The organism is Paractinoplanes rhizophilus (assembly GCF_042664765.1).
GTDB lineage: Bacteria > Actinomycetota > Actinomycetes > Mycobacteriales > Micromonosporaceae > Actinoplanes > Actinoplanes rhizophilus.
Map to the genome: position 1 here is coordinate 39407 of NZ_JBHTBJ010000019.1, position 16937 is coordinate 56343.

At 72.6% G+C, this 16937-nt stretch carries 13 protein-coding genes; 5 read left to right on the forward strand and 8 right to left on the reverse strand.

Features of this window, described 5'->3' with window-relative positions:
* The first annotated feature begins 31 nt into the window (after window positions 1-31).
* Window positions 32-1309, forward strand: coding sequence for an acetyl-CoA C-acetyltransferase (locus ACFQS1_RS24000; RefSeq protein ID WP_378972362.1), 1278 nt, complete (start codon window positions 32-34; stop codon window positions 1307-1309).
* On the opposite strand, the gene ACFQS1_RS24005 is transcribed toward ACFQS1_RS24000, so the two are convergent.
* Complete coding sequence (locus tag ACFQS1_RS24005; RefSeq protein ID WP_378972176.1) at window positions 1279-3513, reverse strand: putative bifunctional diguanylate cyclase/phosphodiesterase; 2235 nt, start codon at window positions 3511-3513, stop codon at window positions 1279-1281. The genes ACFQS1_RS24000 and ACFQS1_RS24005 overlap by 31 nt on opposite strands.
* A gap of 189 nt (window positions 3514-3702) precedes the next feature.
* Between ACFQS1_RS24005 and ACFQS1_RS24010 the strand changes: the two genes are divergently transcribed.
* Window positions 3703-5289, forward strand: a complete 1587-nt coding sequence (locus tag ACFQS1_RS24010; RefSeq protein ID WP_378972178.1) for an MFS transporter — start codon at window positions 3703-3705, stop codon at window positions 5287-5289.
* Window positions 5290-5302: 13 nt separating this feature from the next.
* Window positions 5303-5920 carry a TetR/AcrR family transcriptional regulator gene (locus tag ACFQS1_RS24015; RefSeq protein ID WP_378972181.1) on the forward strand — a complete coding sequence of 206 codons (618 nt, stop codon included), beginning with the start codon at window positions 5303-5305 and terminating at the stop codon, window positions 5918-5920.
* Window positions 5921-5981: 61 nt separating this feature from the next.
* Here ACFQS1_RS24015 and ACFQS1_RS24020 read toward each other — a convergent pair whose 3' ends face one another.
* Window positions 5982-7106 (reverse strand): FAD-dependent monooxygenase, encoded by a 1125-nt coding sequence (locus ACFQS1_RS24020; RefSeq protein ID WP_378972183.1) that lies wholly within the window; start codon window positions 7104-7106, stop codon window positions 5982-5984.
* A gap of 76 nt (window positions 7107-7182) precedes the next feature.
* Between ACFQS1_RS24020 and ACFQS1_RS24025 the strand changes: the two genes are divergently transcribed.
* Window positions 7183-7809, forward strand: coding sequence for a TetR/AcrR family transcriptional regulator (locus tag ACFQS1_RS24025; protein ID WP_378972186.1), 627 nt, complete (start codon window positions 7183-7185; stop codon window positions 7807-7809).
* A gap of 4 nt (window positions 7810-7813) precedes the next feature.
* Here the strand turns inward: ACFQS1_RS24025 and ACFQS1_RS24030 are convergent, their stop codons facing one another.
* Window positions 7814-8464 (reverse strand): GNAT family N-acetyltransferase, encoded by a 651-nt coding sequence (locus tag ACFQS1_RS24030; RefSeq protein WP_378972188.1) that lies wholly within the window; start codon window positions 8462-8464, stop codon window positions 7814-7816.
* Window positions 8465-8704: 240 nt separating this feature from the next.
* Between ACFQS1_RS24030 and ACFQS1_RS24035 the strand changes: the two genes are divergently transcribed.
* Entirely contained in the window at window positions 8705-10018 is a 1314-nt protein-coding gene (locus tag ACFQS1_RS24035; protein WP_378972191.1) for a cellulose binding domain-containing protein, read from the forward strand.
* 48 nt (window positions 10019-10066) lie between these two features.
* On the opposite strand, the gene ACFQS1_RS24040 is transcribed toward ACFQS1_RS24035, so the two are convergent.
* From ACFQS1_RS24040 to ACFQS1_RS24060, 5 genes are all read right to left on the reverse strand, one after another.
* The gene (locus tag ACFQS1_RS24040) at window positions 10067-12496 is read right to left on the reverse strand and encodes a glycogen/starch/alpha-glucan phosphorylase (RefSeq protein WP_378972194.1); all 2430 of its coding nucleotides are present in this window, start codon (window positions 12494-12496) and stop codon (window positions 10067-10069) included.
* Between the two features lie 41 nt (window positions 12497-12537).
* Window positions 12538-13374: an alpha/beta fold hydrolase gene (locus tag ACFQS1_RS24045; RefSeq protein ID WP_378972196.1), complete on the reverse strand. Its 837-nt coding sequence runs from the start codon at window positions 13372-13374 to the stop codon at window positions 12538-12540.
* Window positions 13375-13449: 75 nt separating this feature from the next.
* Window positions 13450-14079: a class I SAM-dependent methyltransferase gene (locus ACFQS1_RS24050; RefSeq protein ID WP_378972198.1), complete on the reverse strand. Its 630-nt coding sequence runs from the start codon at window positions 14077-14079 to the stop codon at window positions 13450-13452.
* Between the two features lie 79 nt (window positions 14080-14158).
* Window positions 14159-16087, reverse strand: a complete 1929-nt coding sequence (locus ACFQS1_RS24055) for a helix-turn-helix domain-containing protein (RefSeq protein ID WP_378972200.1) — start codon at window positions 16085-16087, stop codon at window positions 14159-14161.
* A 9-nt stretch (window positions 16088-16096) separates the two neighbouring features.
* A complete protein-coding gene (locus tag ACFQS1_RS24060; protein WP_378972203.1) occupies window positions 16097-16858 on the reverse strand; it encodes a 3-hydroxybutyrate dehydrogenase in 762 nt (253 codons plus the stop codon).
* Between the last annotated feature and the right edge of the window lie 79 nt (window positions 16859-16937).

Below are 16937 nucleotides of genomic sequence, written 5' to 3' on the forward strand. Positions count from 1 at the left end.
TGAGTAGGGTCCTGGCATGAAGGAGATTGCCGTGCAAAGCGTCCGACGCGTCGCCGTCCTGGGTGGGAACCGGATTCCGTTCGCCCGGTCCAACCGCAAGTACGCCGAGGCCTCGAACCAGGACATGCTGACCGCCGCGCTCGACGGCCTGGTCGCCCGGTTCGGCCTCGCGGGGGAGCGGCTCGGCGAGGTGGTCGCCGGCGCGGTGCTCAAGCACTCCCGCGACTTCAACCTGACCCGCGAGACGGTGCTCGGTTCCCGGCTCGACCCGCGCACCCCGGCCTACGACATCCAGCAGGCCTGCGGCACCGGCCTGGAGGCGGCGATCCTGGTCGCCAACAAGATCGCGCTGGGCCAGATCGACGCCGGGGTGGCCGGCGGCGCCGACACCACCTCGGACGCGCCGCTGCAGGTCAACGAGGAGATGCGGCGCGCGCTGCTGGCGCTGAACCGGGCGCGGACGCTGCCCGACCGGCTCAAGGCCGTGGCCCGGCTGCGGCCGCAGCACGCGTTCATGCCGGCGATCCCGCGCAACGCCGAGCCCCGCACCGGCCTGTCGATGGGCGAGCACGCCGCGATCACCGCGCTGAAATGGGGCATCACCCGCGAGGCCCAGGACGAGCTGACGCTGGCGTCGCATCAGCGCCTGGCCGAGGCGTACGCGAACGGCTTTTTCGATGATCTGGTGACGCCCTATCTGGGACTCACCAAGGATCAGAACCTGCGGCCCGACACCACCCTGGAGAAGCTCGCCAAGCTCAAGCCGGTCTTCGGCACGGAGGACGCGACGATGACCGCGGGCAACTCCTCGCCGCTGACCGACGGCGCGTCCACCGTGCTGCTGGCCTCCGAACAGTGGGCGAGCGAGCGCGGGCTGCCGGTGCAGGCCTGGTTCGTCGACGCCGAGGACGCCGCCGTCGACTTCGTGCACGGCGCGGAGGGGCTGCTGATGGCGCCGGCGTACGCGGTGCCGCGGCTGCTCGCCCGCAACGGCCTGACCCTGCAGGACTTCGACTTCTACGAGATCCACGAGGCGTTCGCGTCGCAGGTGCTGGCGACCCTCGCGGCTTGGGAGTCGCCGTCGTTCTGCAAGGAGCGGCTCGGCCTGGACGCGCCGCTCGGCTCGATCGACCGCGCCAAGCTCAACGTCCACGGCTCGTCGCTGGCCGCCGGGCACCCGTTCGCGGCCACCGGCGGCCGGATCGTCGCCACGCTCGCCAAGCTGCTCGCCCAGAGGGGCTCCGGGCGCGGCCTGATCTCGATCTGTGCGGCCGGCGGTCAGGGCGTGGTGGCCATCCTGGAGCGCTGAAGGCCGGCCGCGAACTGCTCCGGCGGCATCGGCTTGCCGAAGAAGTAGCCCTGCAACAGCGGGCAGCCGACCTCGCGCAGCGCCTGGACGTCGGAGGCCTCCTCGACCCCCTCGGCCACCGCCGACATGCCCATCGACTGGGCCAGCCACAGCACGGCCCGGATGATCGACGACTTCTTGGCGTCGGTGGCCAGGCCGGCCACGAACGAGCGGTCCAGCTTGACGATGTCGGCCGGCACCGACTGCAGCCAGGTGAGCGAGCTGTAGCCGGTGCCGAAGTCGTCGAGCGCGATCCGCACGCCCAGGCTCTTGATCGTCTCGAGCCGCTCGGTGATGTCGACCGTCGAGGCCAGCAGGGCGGTCTCGGTGATCTCCAGGACGAGGCGGCCCGGCTCCAGCTCGGGCGCCGCGGCGAGCAGGCCGGCCAGCAGCGGCACGAAGTCGGGCTCGGCCAGCTGGCGCGGGCTCACGTTGACCGAGATGTAGCGCAGCTCGTCGCGCCAGGCCACCAGGTGCCGCAGCGCCTCGATCAGCACGTGCTCGCCGAGCGGCACGATCAGGCCGGTCTCCTCGGCGGCCGGCACGAACAGGCCGGGACCGAGGATGCGGCCGTCGCCGGTGCGCATCCGCACCAGCGTCTCGGCGCCCAGGATCTCGCCGGTCCGCGCCGACACGATCGGCTGGAACCACACCGGCAGCGTCTGCCGCCGGTCGCCGTCGAGGGCTTCGCGCAGCAGCTTCTCGGCCGCGATCCGGTCCTGCACGGCGACCCGCATCCGGTCGTTGAAGACCTTCATCCGGTTGCCGCCGCTGGTCTTCGCGGCGTACATCGCGGTGTCCGCGGAGAGCACGGCGTCCTCGGCGGCGTGCAGGTCGGCGGCCACGGCCAGGCCGACGCTGGCGGACAGGGCGAGCACGTTGCCGCCGACCGGCAGCGGCTCGGCGAACTCGCGTACCACCGCGTGCCCGAGCGCCGCGCCGGCCTCCAGGCCGCCGGGCAGCGCCACCACGAACTCGTCGCCGCCGAAGCGGGCCAGCAGCGCGCCGGGCGGCGCGACCGCGGTCAGCCGGGCCGCGAGCGAGCGCAGCACCAGGTCGCCGGCCGAGTGGCCGGAGCCGTCGTTGATCGACTTGAACCGGTCGACGTCGAGGTAGAGGACCGACGCCGGGCCGGGCCGCGCGGTCATCATCGCGGCCAGGTCCTGGTCGAAGCCCTCCCGGGAGAGCAGCCCGGTCAGCGAGTCGTGCCGCACCTGGTGGCGCAGCTCCTCCTCGTGCCGGCGGTTCCGGGTGACGTCCATGCAGTGCACGAAGATCAGCCGTAGCCGGCCCGACTTGTCGTGCAGGGCGGTGCTGTGCACCTCGACCCACAGGATCGAGCCGTCGTCGCGCCGGCGGTAGGCGCGGGTGTCGGTGGCCGAGCCCTGGGTGACCAGGTGGCCGAACAGCGGCGGACCGTCGTCGACCTGGGCGATCGGCAGGTGCGCGATGCCGAAGCCGGGCGGCAGCGTCTCGGGCAGGCGCAGCCAGGACCGGTACGCCGCGTTCGTGCGCAGCAGGCGGCCGTCCGGCGCGATCATGGCCATCGGCACCGGCGTCTGGTCGAAGGAGATGCTCAGCTGGGCCTGGCTCTCGTCCAGGTTCGCCTGCGCGCGGCGCTCCTCGGCGGCGGTCAGGTGCCAGCCGACCACCTGGAACGCGGCGGTCAGCAGCACCGCGACGCCGTGCAGCAGGGCCCAGAGCAGCGGGTGCAGCTCGGCGTCGTGGTGGTCGAACGTGCGGTGGTTGGCGATCGAGCCGAAGACGCCGTGGTGCAGCGTGGTGGCGACCAGGAACATGCCGAACGGCGCCCAGTCCCGGTAGAGGGCGAGGGCGGCGACGACGATGAAGAAGCTGAAATGCGCCTCGGTGAGGCCATGGCACATCGCGACGAAGCCGCCGCAGAACGCGGTGAAGCCGAGCGCCACCGCGACCGACGGCAGCCGGCGCCCGGGCAGCCGGGCCGCGGCCACCGCGCAGGGCAGCACGATCAGCACCGTGACCAGCCAGGCCCCGGTGAGGCCCTCGTCGGTCCAGACGCCGAAGGCGGTGAGGGCGATCACCGTCGCGGCGAGCAGTGTGGTGAGCAGCCGGTGGCGGCGCTGCCAGTCCTCGTCGCGTAGCCGCCCCGCGTCGGGGATCCGGCCCAGTCTCCGGCTCGTCACGCCTCTGTGATCGGCATTTCCCGGTGCCGGAGCAGGATCGTTCGGTAACGGATCAGTTGCCGGGCCCGGCCGGCGCCTGGCCCGTGATCGCCAGCACATTCCGATACGGAGACGTTCCGTTTCACCGGACACGGGTCTAGGGTTCTCGTCGAATACGGAACCGTCTCGTTTCGAAAAGCGGGGAAACGCATGGACACTCCAGCCGCTACCCAAGCGGGTCACCCTCGGCGATGGGCCATCCTCGGCGTGCTGGTGATCAGCCTGCTCGTCGTCGTGCTCGACAACACGGTGCTCAACGTGGCACTGCGCACGATCGCCGACCCGGTGCACGGCCTCGGCGCCACCCAGAGCCAGCTCGAGTGGGCCATCAACTCGTACACCCTGGTCTTCGCCGGCCTGCTGTTCACCGCCGGCATCCTGGCCGACCGGCTCGGCCGCCGGATCACCCTGATCACCGGCCTCGCCCTGTTCGGCATCGCGTCGCTGACCTCGGCGTACGCGGACTCGGCCGGTCAGCTGATCGCCGCCCGCGCCCTGATGGGCCTGGGCGCCGCGGCCGTCATGCCGGCCACCCTCTCGATCATCGCCAACGTCTTCGACCCGCGCGAGCGCGGCCGGGCCATCGGCGTCTGGGCCGGCGCGGTCGGCCTCGGCGTGGCGATCGGCCCGATCGTCGGCGGCCTGCTCCTCGAGCACTTCTGGTGGGGCTCGGTCTTCCTGATCAACGTCCCGATCGTGGTCGCCGGCATCGTCCTCGGCCTGGTCATCGTCCCGGAGTCGAAGGACCCCAGGCCCGGGCGCATCGACCTGCCCGGCGTCGTCCTGTCGATCGTCGGCCTGTCCCTGCTCACCTACGGCGTGATCAAGGGCGGCGAGGACGGCTTCGGCGACACCCTGTCCTGGAGCACGCTGGCCGCCTCGGTCCTCGTGCTCGGCGCCTTCATCGCCTGGGAGCGGCGGGTCGCCTTCCCGTCGCTGGACGTGCGGCTGTTCAAGAACAAGGAGTTCTCGGCCTCGACCGGCATGATCGGCCTGGTCTTCTTCGCCGCCATGGGCGCCATGTTCTTCGGCGCCTTCTACCTGCAGCTGGTCCGCGGCTACGGCCCGCTCGCCTCCGGCACGCTGTTCGTCCCGTTCGCGATCGGCCAGCTGGTCTTCGCCCCGCGTAGCGCGGCGATGGTCAAGCGGTACGGCCCCAAGGCGGTCAGCTTCGCCGGCCTGATGCTGGTCGCGACCGGCCTGGCGGCGTGGCTGTTCATCGGCGAGACCACCCCGATCTGGATCGTCGGCGCGGCGTTCTTCGTGATGGGCGTCGGCATGGCCAACGTGATGCCGTCGGCCACCGAGACGATCATGGCGGCGCTCCCGCGGGAGAAGGCCGGCGTCGGCTCGGCGGTCAGCAACACGATCCGCCAGCTGGGCGGCGCGCTCGGCGTGGCCGCGCTCGGCGCGGTGCTCTCCGCCGTTTACCGCAACCAGCTCGGAAGCGTCACCGACGGCCTGCCGGCCGCGGCGGCCGATGCCGCCCGCGAGTCGATCTCGGGCGCCTACGGCGTCGCCTCGCAGGCCGGAGCGGCGGCTCCGGCCCTGCTCGCGGACGCGAACGACGCGTTCCTGACGGCCATGCACTATGCCTCGATCGGCAGCGTCTTCGTCGCGCTGCTGGGCGCGGCCGTCGCGCTGATCTGGCTGCCCGGCAAGCGCCCGGCCGCTCCCGCTCCCACCACGGCCGAGAGCCTGGCCGAGGAACAGGGTGTGGAGCTGGTCGAGGCGTAACGCGTAAGTAACAATGAACGCCATGACCACCGCTGCAAACGTGACCGGCCAGGACCGCAAGACTCCTGGCCGGCCCCGCAGTGCGCAGGCCGACGAGGCCATCCTCGACGCCGTGCTCGAACTGCTCGGCGCCGGCCACAGCGTGGCCGCCATCTCCATCGAGGCGGTGGCGGCCAAGGCCGGCGTCGGCAAGGCGACCATCTATCGCCGCTGGCCCAACAAGGAAGCCCTGCTCGTCGACGCGGTCGCGTCGATGAAGGGCCCGCTGCCCGAGCCGACCGGCCAGTCGGTCCGCGACGACCTGGTGTTGCTGGTCAAGGCCAACCGGACGGGCCGGGCGCGGCGCTACGGCAAGGTGACGGTGTGCCTGATGCCGGAGTTCGTGAGGGACGAGAACCTGCACAGCATGTACCAGGCGGTCATCGAGCCGCGCCGGGATCTGATGCGCCAGGTGCTCCGCCGCGGCGTCGCCAACGGGGAGCTGCGGGCCGACCTCGACGTCGAGCTCACGCTGCTGATGATCGCGGGTCCGTCGATGATGCAGAGCCTGCTGCACTGGAACCCGGCGGTGCAGGAGGAGGGCTTCGCCGAGGCGCTGGTGGACTCCGTGCTGCGCGGCGCCGCCGCCTGAGCGTCGGCCGCCGTCCCGCGCTGGTGGATGCCGCTTTGCCCGGCGCGGTGCGGCTCGAGCGTCAGGCGGCCGTCCGGCCGTGCAGCGCCACCCGGGCCGCGGCGTTGCGCAGCGCGATGCCGGGCCGCGTGCCCGGCACGATCAGCGCCGCGGCGAAACGGGCGGCGCGGCCCTTCGCGTCGGTGCGGCGGCGGTGCTCCGCCTCGTACCGCCGGAGGGCGACGGCCGGGTCGTCGCTCTCCCGCAGCGCCCCGGCGAGGGTGTGCGCGCCGGCGATCGCCATGCTCGAGCCGTCGCCGAACAGCGACACCGAGGCGGCCGCGTCGCCGAGCAGCGTGCTCCGGCCGCGTGACCAGCCCGGCAGGACGACCCGGCTGACGCCGTCGAAATAGAGATCGTCGGACGCGCGCACGCGATCCAGGAACGCCGGGACTCGCCAGGACCGGTCTTTCCCGTACGCGCTGAGCAGCACCCGCTTGTGCGCGGCGGTGTCGCGGTGGTCGAGATCGGGGCGGAACGCGCCGCGGAAGATGAACGCCAGCAGGGCGTCGCCGCGGGACGGGTGCACCGAGATCAGCCGGCCGGGCGTGTTGTACATCAGCGCCTCGCCGGGGTGGTCGACCGGCTCGCCGAGCGGGGTGGTCGCGACGTAGACGCCCAGGTGGCGGACGAAATCCCGCTCCGGGCCGAAGGCCAGGCGGCGCACCGTGGAGTGCAGGCCGTCCGCTCCGACGACCAGGTCGAAACGCCGCGGCCGGCCGCGCTCGAAGGTGACGTCGACGCCGCCCGGATCCGGGCTCATCGCGGTGATCGTGTCGTCGAAGACGAACTCGGCGTGATCGCGGGCGGCGGCGTACAGGATCGTGGCGAGATCGGCGCGCGGCACCTCGATCTCGGCGGTCCCGGCCGCGCTGCGGCCGGACGGCATCGGCAGCCGCACGCCGCGGCGGCCGCGGGAGTCGATCAGTCGCATGGCCCGCACGGTGGTGGCCGCCTCGCGCAGCGCCGGGACGACACCCATCTGCTCGGCGACGGGAAGGGCGGGGCCGCGCACGTCGACGGGGTTGCCGCTCGAGCGCTGCCCCCGGGCGCGCTCGACGACCGTGGGCTGGAAGCCGGCGCGGGCCAGCCAGTACGCCAGGGTGGGGCCGCCGACGCCGGCGCCCGAGATCAGAACGGTTCGCATGCCGTTCACGTTAGCTGCACTCAGTGCAGAACTGCAATGAGTGCCGATTCGCGTCGGATGTATTATCGTGTTGCTCGTGTCACTGCGTGAACGGAAACGGGAGCGGACCCGGCAGGCCATCGTGGCGGCCGCCGCCGACCTGATCGAGCGGAACGGGTACGAGCGGACGACGGTCGCCGACATCGCGGCCGCGGCCGAGATCGGCACGCGGACCTTCTTCAGCTACTTCCCGACCAAGGAGGACGTGCTGTTCCCGGAGGCCGACGGCCGGGTGCGGGCCACGCTGGCGGCGATCGCCGGCCGATCGCCGTCCGAGGGGCCGGCGGAGGTGCTGGTGCGGGCGTTGCGCGAGGCGGCGGCGTCCAGCGAGGACCTGACCGGGCGGATGGCCCGGCTGCGCCTGCGGCTGATGCACGAGGTGCCGGCCGTGCGCGGCCGGGGACTGCAGATCCAGATGGACGGCCAGCGCGAGATCGCCCGGCACCTGGCCGCGGCGTATCCGTCGGATCTGGACCCGGTGGCGGCCGGGGCGCTGGCCGGGGCGCTGACCGGGGCGGTGACCGGGGCGTTGCAGGCGCTGTTCGACGATCCGCCGCGGTGGGAGGATCCGGACGCGCTGCGCGCCGCGATCGAGCGGGCCACCGCGGTCGCGCTCGCTCCGTGGGCATCGAGCGCCGGGAGCACGCCCCCGCCGCCGCCATAGGCCGCTACGGCTCGGCGATGCCCAGGACAGGCCGGCATTCCTCGACGCCGGCCAGCTCGATGTCGTCGCGGCGGCGGCATTCCCACGCCTCGCGGGTGAGCCGCCACTGCTGGATCCGGGCGGCCTCGCCGCGCCGGGTGTCCCAGTCCGTGCCGTTCGGCTCGTAGCCCAGGCCGCGGGAGATGCGGTTGGACGCCTCGTTGTCGACGAAGGCGTCGCTGCCGGCCTCGCGCGCGCCCAGCCCGGCGAAGGCCAGGTGCAGGATCGCGGCCCGCATCTCGGTGCCCAGCCCCTGCCCGCGGCGTGCCGGGGCGAGCCACGAGAAGCTGGACACCGTGCCGAACCGGGTGAAGTCCCGGCCGATGAGGTCCTGCATGCCGATCGGCTCGCCGTCCACCAGCACGGCGAAGTACAGCCGCCACGCGTCCGGGCTGACCCGGCCGCGGCCCGCCCAGATGCCGCGCAGCCAGCGCCATTCCCGCTCCGGGCTGTCGGCGTAGAACGAGATCGGGTCGTCGAACGGCAGCGGCTCGGCGTCGGCGATGCCGGCCCGCACGACTGGCACGAGCCTCTCCAGCAGCTCGTCGGAGGCGCCGGCCAGGGCCAGGCGCGGGGTGCGGACTTCGACGTTCAGCGGGGGATAGGTGTGTGCCACGCCCGGACGGTAACCACGCCGGCCCGGGCGTCGCATCCGGTTTCTCTGGCGTTGCCCATCGAGGTGGGTCTATCATCAGGCGCAAGCGGTTGTGGGAGCGCTCCCATCAGCGCTCCCGCCCGCGCCCCCATCCGTGTTCCCCACGCGCGTCCCCCGCTCGCCCGTCCCCGCTGCGATCCGCGTGCCCGTCCCCCGCCCCCATCCGCGCGGCCGGTTCGCGTCGCCGAAGGAGTTTCCGCCATGGCTCGTCGTGGTTTCCGCTGGCTCGCGGCGGCGGCCGCGGCCGCCCTCGCGCTCGTCGTGCTGAGCTTCCAGGCGCCGGCCGGCGCCGACCCGGTCACCGGCAACGCCACGTACTTCGACGCGCTCGGCGCTCCGTACGGCGGCTGCGGCCTGCCCCAGTCCGAGCTGGACTCGCCGGACTTCGTGGCGTTGAACGTCTACAACACGCCGGGCGACTACAACTTCTATCCGCGCCCGCTGACCGGCGCCGACGCCGCGAAGATCGGGCTGTGGGACAACGGCCTGAACTGCGGCCGCTTCGTCCAGGTCAGCATCGGCGACTACTGCACCGGCGTGAACGACGGCGCGCCCGGCCAGGCGTTCTGCCGCAACGGCTCCTGGGTCGCCGACGCGTACAACGACGCCACCCTCACGATGATCGTCGCCGACAGCTGCGGCGATTCCAACGGCTGGTGCCGCGACGATCCCTACCACCTGGACCTGGCCAAAGGCTCGCTGAACCGGTTCGCGCACGGCGGCACACCGGTCGGCGACATGTACCCGGACCATTGGAACAACCGCCACGTCAGCTGGAGTTTCGTCCCCGCGCCCCAGTACAGCGGCGACATCCGGATCGGCTTCCTGCAGGGCGCCCAGGCGTACTGGCCCGCGATCGCCGTCTCCCACCTGGCCAACGGCATCCACGGCGTCGAGTACTACCAGAACGGCGCCTGGCAGCCGGCCAAGATGAACAGCGACATGGGCCAGTCCTACATCATCGGCGGCCTCACCAGCGGCGCGACGAACTTCCAGATCCGCGTGCGCGACGCCGCCGACCAGCTGATCAACGGCGGCCGCGCCTACAGCTTCGCCCTGCCCGCGGCCTGCGGTTCGACCTGCTCCCAGCCGTACACCGCCACGACCTACACCACCAGCGGCGGCGGCACCTCTTCACCCACCTCGCCCACCTCCCCGCCCACCTCGCCCCCGACCTCGCCCACGTCGGTTCCGCCCACCTCGCCGACGACCGTGCCGGCGGGCGCCTGCACCGCGGCCGCGGCGGTGGTCAGCTCCTGGAACGGCGGCTTCCAGGCGACCGTCACCGTGACGGCGGGCAACGCTCCGATCTCCGGCTGGGCGGCGACCTGGAGCTTCACCAACGGCGAGCAGATGACCCAGCTCTGGAACGGCTCCTACACGGTGGCCGGCACCACGGTGACCGCCCGCAACGCCTCCTACAACGGCTCGCTGGTGGCGCACGGCTCCACCACGTTCGGCTACACCGCCACCGGCACCCCCGGAGCCCTCACCGTGAGCTGCACCGGCGCGTAGTCGTCCGGCCCGGCGGCGTCCACCCGCCGTCGGGCCGGCCGGTCCCGGTCAGTCGCGGGTGACTCGCACCGGCTCCACGTGCCAGATGGTCGACGCGTAGTCGCTGACCGTGCGGTCGGCGGAGAAGTAGCCGGCCCGGGCCGTGTTGAGCAGCGACGCCTTCGTCCAGGCGGTCTGGTCCTGCCAGGCGCGGTCGACTGCCTCCTGGCACTCGGCGTAGGCGCGGAAGTCGGCGAGCGTCAGGTACTCGTCCCAGTTCAGCAGGGACTCGGCGACCTCCTTGCCGACGCCGCCGAAGGCGCCGGACATGATCGCGTCGAGAGCCGCGCGCAGTTCGGGGTCGCGCTCGTAGTAGGAGCGCGGGTGGTAGCCGGATGCCTTGAGCTCGGTGGCCGCGGGGGTGTCCAGGCCGAACAGGAAGAAGTTCTCGGCGCCGACCCGCTCGCGGATCTCGATGTTGGCGCCGTCGAGCGTGCCGATGGTAAGGGCGCCGTTGAGGGCGAGCTTCATGTTGCCGGTGCCGGAGGCCTCCTTGCCGGCCAGCGAGATCTGCTCGCTCAGGTCGGCCGCCGGGATGATCAGCTCGCCGAGGGTGACGTTGTAGTTCGGCGGGAAGACCACCTTCAGGTACGGTGTGACCGCCGGGTCCGCCTCGATGGTGGCCGCCACCGCGTTGATGAGCCTGATGATCGATTTCGCGGCGTGGTAGGCGGGGGCCGCCTTGCCGGCGAACAGCACGGTGCGCGGCACGTGGTCGCCGCCGGGGTTGTCCTTGATCCGGTGGTACTGCGTGATCACGTGCAGCAGCTTGAGCTGTTGCCGCTTGTACTCGTGGAACCGCTTGACCATCACGTCCATCAGGGCGTCCGGGTCGCCGAGGCCGAGGCGTGCCTTGTTGGCCCGCTTGATGTCGCGCCAGCTCCGCAGGAACGCCGGGTCGTCGGCGAACCGTTCCAGGCCGCGGAGCCGATCGAGGTCGCCGGCCCAGCGGGAATCGCCGAGCGCCGACGTGATCAGCTCGGAGAGGGCGGGATTGGCGATCCGCAGGAACCGCCGCGGCGAGACACCGTTGGTGACGTTGCGGAACTTGCCGGGCCACATGGTGGCGAAGTCGTGCAGGGTGGTCTCGGCGAGCAGTTGGGAGTGCAACTCGGCGACGCCGTTGACCGCGCTCGTGCCGGCGACGGCCAGATGGGCCATGCGCACGCGGCGCTCCGGCGCCTCCTGGATCAGCGACATGCGCCGTACGCGATCGATGTCTCCCGGATAGCGCGAGCGAACCTCGTCGAGAAGCCGCTGGTTGATCTCGTAGATGATTTCCAGGTGCCGGGGGAGAAGGCGCTCGAACAGCGCGACCGGCCACGTCTCCAAGGCCTCCGGCAGCAGCGTGTGGCACGTGTACGCGAACGTCCGCTGGGTGAGCAGCCAGGCCTCGTCCCAGCCCAGGCCCTCCTCGTCGACCAGCAGCCGCATCAGCTCGGGAATCGCGAGCGAGGGGTGCGTGTCGTTGAGCTGGATGACGGACTTGGCCGGGAAGTCGGTCAGCGGGCCGCCCCACAGCCGGAAGCGGCGGAGGATGTCGCGCAGCGAGCACGACACCAGGAAGTACTGCTGCTTGAGCCGCAACTCGCGGCCGAGCTCGGTGCTGTCGTCCGGGTAGAGCACCTTGCTGATGTTCTCGGCGCGCACCGCCTCCTGCACGGCCTCGGCGTACTGGCCGGCCGAGAAGCGCTCCAGGTCGAAGGACGACTCGCTGCCGCGGGCCCGCCACAACCGGACGATGTTGACGGTCTCGGTGCCGTATCCGGGCACCAGCATGTGGCTCGGCTCGCCGAGCACGATCTCGCCCGGAATCCATTTCGTGCGGCCCGCCTCGTCGCGGGTGGTGTGGCCGTAGAAGAAGACCGTCTGCCGGTCGTCGGGCGCCGGGAACTCCCACGGGTTTCCCTGGAACGTCCAGTCGTCGGGCTTCTCCACCTGGGCGCCGTCGACGAAGGTCTGCTTGAAGATGCCGAAGTCGTAGCGGATGCCGTACCCGATCGCCGGGATGTCGAGGGTGGCCATCGCGTCGACCAGGCAGGCCGCGAGCCGGCCGAGACCGCCGTTGCCCAGGCCCGGCTCGATGTCCAGCTCGTCCATCTCCTCGGGCGACACCCCGAGCGCCTTCATCGCGGCCGTCGCGATCTCGCCGGTGCCCGAGTACAGGATGTTCTGCTCGAGCTGGCGTCCCAGCAGGTACTCGGCCGAGAGGTAGTAGACCCAGCGCGGATTCGCCGCGTAATGCGCGGCGGTGGTCCGGGCGCGGCGCTCCGCGAGCCGGTCGCGCACGGTGAGGACCAGCGACTCGTACGCGTCCTGCGCGCTGGCCGACTCCACGGTCGTGCCGCGCCGGTAGTAGAGGTTGCTGAGCAGGTCCTGCTCGAACTCGGCCGCGGAACTGCCCAGCGGCCGCAGCCCGATCCCGTTCCTGAAGTCCATCCGGGCCAGCATAAATCACGCTGGGAGCCGAGGTGAGCGCATCAGCCCGGCCGGGCCCCGGGCGAAGCTCGGGGAGTCGCCATCGTGGCGATGCGGTCGGCGACGTGGGTGGCGCCGTCGCCCAGCAGGATCGTGTAGTGGTTCACTCCCGGGACCATCTCGGCGCCCGCTGCCGCCAGGGTCGCGGCCGGGTACATGCCCGTCTCCTCGTCCTGGAGGCCGCGCGGCGCACCCAGGATCGGATACCCGGCCGGCGCCGGCGCGGTCAGCATGTCGCGGGCGTCGGCGCGGACCGCGTCGATGTTGCACGACGACCCGGTCCCGGTGTAGTCCCGCAGCACATAATTCGAAATATCCTGATTCCACGAGCGCGCCAGCGCGGGGTTGCTCCGGAAGAACGCCAGATAGTCGCCGGCGGTCGGGAAGGTCATCGACAGCCTGCGCATCGCGGGCCCGATGGTCGCGGTCAGCGCGGTGTCCACGTCGATTCCCGGCGGCGTGGGCAGCGGCAGGCCGCCGTCGATCAGCAGCACCGGGCCGGCGCGGTCCGGGTAGCGGGCGGCGGTCTCGGTCACCACGAACCCGCCCATCGAGTGCCCGGCCAGCGCCGGGCGGGCCACGCCGAAGTGATCGGCCACCGCGATCAGGTCGGCCGCGTGCGCGGCCATCCCGAAGGGCCCGGGAAGACTTGCGCTGAGCGCACGGCCGCGCAGATCAGGAGCAATCAGCCGTACGCGTCCCGCAAGCGCCCGGGCGACGGCCGCCCACGACAGCGCGTTCGCCGTGATCCCGTGCGCCGCGATCACCACGGGCCCGTCGCCGGGCCAGTCCAGCACGCGCAGCCGCCCGCCGCGGACCGGAACGTCGATCTCCTCCACGCGAGCAGCGTAGGCGGGTTTCCCGGCCGCACCCATGTCCGCCGGCCACATCCCAGCCGGCTCGCCCATGTGGGATCAGGCCGGTTTCGTGGCGTGGATCCGCTCGATCGTGCCGGCCTTGAGGCGCTCGGTCTCGGCCACCCGGAAGCCGGCCGCCTCGACCAGGGGGAGCTGACGGCGGGTGAAGTGCTCGCCGGCCGTGCGGATGGTGACGCGCTCGACCAGCCACTGGCCGGCCCGGATCGGTGGCCAGGTGCTGCCGATGTGGTCCACCAGCAGCAGGCGGCCGCCGGGGACGAGGACGCGGTACATCTCGGCGATCGCGGCGGCCGGCGACGGGATGGCGCAGAGCGACAGCGAGCAGGTGACCGTGTCGAAGGAGCCGGCGGGGTACGGCAGGTGCTCGGCGTCGCCCTCCCGCAGGTCGGCGGCCCGGCCGGCCTCGGCGGCGCGCCGGCGCGCGATGGCGAGCATCGACGGGCTCAGCTCGATCCCGCTGAGCTGCACATCCTCGCGGTAGAAGGGCAGGTTGCGGCCGGTGCCGACGGCGACCTCGAGGACGCGTCCGCGGGCGCGGGCGGCGATCCATTCGCGGGTGCCGGTGAACCAGACGCGTTCCAGGAAGCGGATCTGCCGGTCGTAGGTGGGCGCCGCCTTGTCCCAGACGCGCCGGGCTTTGGCCTCAGGCGTCTCGGAACTGGTCACGAGATCGATGATGAACGGTACGCCCGGCGGAGACCAGCCCGGGCATCAGCTCGGCCGGTTCGTCGGCGAGCGGGGACCGTCACGCGGAGAGCGGGCCGCGCAGGCGGTGCAGGCGCAGCGCGAGCTGGAGGTCGAGGGCCCGGTTCGGGGTCTGCCAGTCGGGGCCGAGCAGGTGGCCGATGCGGTCCAGGCGCTGGGTGACCGTGTTGACGTGGACGTGCAGGGTCTCGGCGGCACGGGCGAGGCTGCCGCCGGCGGCGAAGTAGGCCTCCAGGGTCTTGAGCAGGGCGGTGCCGCGGCGAGCGTCGTAGTCGATGACCGGGCCGGCGGCGGCGTGGACGAAGGCGGGCACGTCGCGGCGGTCGCCGAGCAACAGGCCCACGTAGCCGAGCTCGGTGTGGCTGGCGCCGTCGCCGGCGCGGCCCAGAGCCAGCAGCGCGGTGGCACAGGAGTCGGCCTCGTGGAAGGCGCCGGCGACGGCGGCGGGCGAACAGGCGGGGCCGGCGCCGCCGGCGGTGACCGGGCGGGCGAGGGCGCGGCCGAGCTCCCTGGCGACGGTGCGGGCGGCGGACGCGGGGTCGGAGCCGGGCAGGAGCAGCGCGATCCGGCCGTCGCGGGCGGCGGCCAGGCCGCCCCGCGTCGCGGCGAAGGTGCGGGCCCAGGACAGGGCCCGCTGGCGCAGGGCGCCGGAGGCCTGGTCGGTGGCGGCGACCACGACGTGCGGCTGGTCGAGGGTGACGCCGAGGCGGGCGGCGCGGGAGCGCAGCGCCTCCTCGTCGCGCAGCGGGCCGGCGATCAGGTCGTCCAGCAGCTCGCCGCGGACCTGGCCCTCGGCCTCGGCGACCGTGCGGCGGAAGAGCAGCAGAAGGGCGGTGATCTGCGCGGCGCGTTCGAGAATGCGCTGGTCGGCGCCCTCCAGGGGCGTGGTGGGGCGGAAGACCAGCGCGCCCAGGTTGTCGGCGCCGGCGGCGACCGCCGCCACGTACGCGTCGCCGCGCTGAACGCTGCGCCCCTCGGCCCGCGACGCGGCGACGGCGCCGGCGAGATCGACCTCGGCCGCGAGGTCGCCGGCGGCGGGACCGTCCTCCCCGGCGCCGGCGGACGCCGGAGCGCCCGGCGACGCGGCGGTGGCCAGCGTGCGGCCCTGCGCGTCGAGCACCAGGAGCAGCCCGTCGAGGATGTCGACCAGGTCGGCGGCCACGTCCTCGACGCCGCCGCCCCGCAGGACCAGGGCGGTCATCCGGTCGTGCGCGGCCGCGGCCCGCTCGACCGAGGCGCTGTGCGCCTGGATCACCTCGTTGGCGGCCGACAGCTCGGCGAGGGCCGCCTGGGTCTCGGTGAGCAGGCGCGCGGTGTCGATGGCGATCGCCGCGTGGGCGGCCAGCGAGGCGAGCAGCGCGACCTCTTCGCGGGCGAACGGGCGCTCGGTGCGGTTCGCGGCGAACAGCACGCCGATCACGGTCGAGCCGAGCAGCAGGGGCACGCCGAGGATGGCGACCAGCCCCTCGTCCCGTACGCCGGAATCGATCTCCTTGGTGTGGTGGAAACGCGGATCCTTGCCGTAGGCGGCGGTCGAGTACGGCGTCCCGGAGACGGCGACCAGGCCGCCCAGCCCGGCCCCGGCCGGCAGCCGCAGCGACTGGAAGCTCGCCGCGACCGAGCCGTCGGTGATCCGCATGTACGTGTCGCCGCGCTCGGGGTCGTCGAGCGTCATGTACGACACGTCGGCCCCGAGCAGCGTGCGCGCCCGGTGCACGATCGCGCGCAGCACCGCGTCGAGATCGCGCAGCCCGGCGAGGTCGCTCGCGGTGTCGTACAGGGCGGACAGCTCCTCCTCGCGGCGCCGGCGCCGCTCCAGCAGCTCGCGCACCCGCAGGGCCGCGATTTTGATCTCCTCGAGCGCGGCCAGCTCGGACGCGGGCGCGCCGGACTGCCGGGCGGCCAGCAGCGGCCGCTCGAACTCGACGGGCGCGGCCTCCCGGGCCAGGAGGGTGAGGAACTCGAGCATGAGCAAAAACTAGTGTGCGGTCCAGCCACCGTCGATCGTGATCGACGAGCCGGTGATCAGGCGGGCGGCGGGGGTGCAGAGGTAGGCGAGCAGCTCGGCCACCTCGTCCGGCTCGACGAGCTGCTTGATGGCCGCGCGGTCCAGCATGATCCGCTCGATGACCTCGGACTCCCCGATGCCGTTGAGCGCGGCCTGGTCGGCGATCTGCTTGTCGACCAGCGGGGTGCGCACGAAGGCCGGGCAGATGCAGTTGGCGGTGACCCCATGCGGGGCGCCTTCGAGCGCCGTCACCTTGGACAAGCCCTCCAGCCCGTGTTTGGCGGACACATAAGCCGACTTGTACGGCGAGGCCAGCAGACCGTGCACCGAGGAGATGTTGACGATCCGTCCCCAGCCCTGCTCGAACATGTGCGGCAGCACCCGCTTGGTCAGCAGGAACGGCGCGGTGAGCATCACCTGCTGGATCAGCGCGAACTTGTCGTCGGGGAAGTCGGTCAGCGGCGCGACGACCTGCAGGCCGGCGTTGTTGACCAGCACGTCCGCCGCGGCCGGGATCGACGCGATCGCGCCCGGGTCGCTCAGGTCGGCCACCACGGCCTGCCCCCCGACCTCCTCGGCGACCGCCTCCGCCGCGGCGGCGTCCACGTCCACCACGATCACCGTGGCCTTCGCCGCGGCGAGCCGCACGGCGCACGCCCGCCCGATCCCGCTGCCGCCGCCGGTCACCAGCGCGGTCCGGCCCGACAGATCCAGTTCGACCACAGTCGTCATGTTCGCGAACCTACGACCCGCCACGGGTCGCGGCACATGTGTGCGTCCCACACACCCGGGCGGTTGCCCCTGTGCGGTA

Coding starts and splice junctions, on each gene's coding strand:
- ACFQS1_RS24010 (WP_378972178.1), top strand. CDS start 3,703: ATGGACACTCCAGCCGCTACCCAAGCGGGTCACCCTCGGCGATGGGCC.
- ACFQS1_RS24015 (WP_378972181.1), top strand. CDS start 5,303: ATGAACGCCATGACCACCGCTGCAAACGTGACCGGCCAGGACCGCAAG.
- ACFQS1_RS24020 (WP_378972183.1), bottom strand. CDS start 7,106: ATGCGAACCGTTCTGATCTCGGGCGCCGGCGTCGGCGGCCCCACCCTG.
- ACFQS1_RS24035 (WP_378972191.1), top strand. CDS start 8,705: ATGGCTCGTCGTGGTTTCCGCTGGCTCGCGGCGGCGGCCGCGGCCGCC.
- ACFQS1_RS24040 (WP_378972194.1), bottom strand. CDS start 12,496: ATGGACTTCAGGAACGGGATCGGGCTGCGGCCGCTGGGCAGTTCCGCG.
- ACFQS1_RS24055 (WP_378972200.1), bottom strand. CDS start 16,087: ATGCTCGAGTTCCTCACCCTCCTGGCCCGGGAGGCCGCGCCCGTCGAG.
- ACFQS1_RS24060 (WP_378972203.1), bottom strand. CDS start 16,858: ATGACGACTGTGGTCGAACTGGATCTGTCGGGCCGGACCGCGCTGGTG.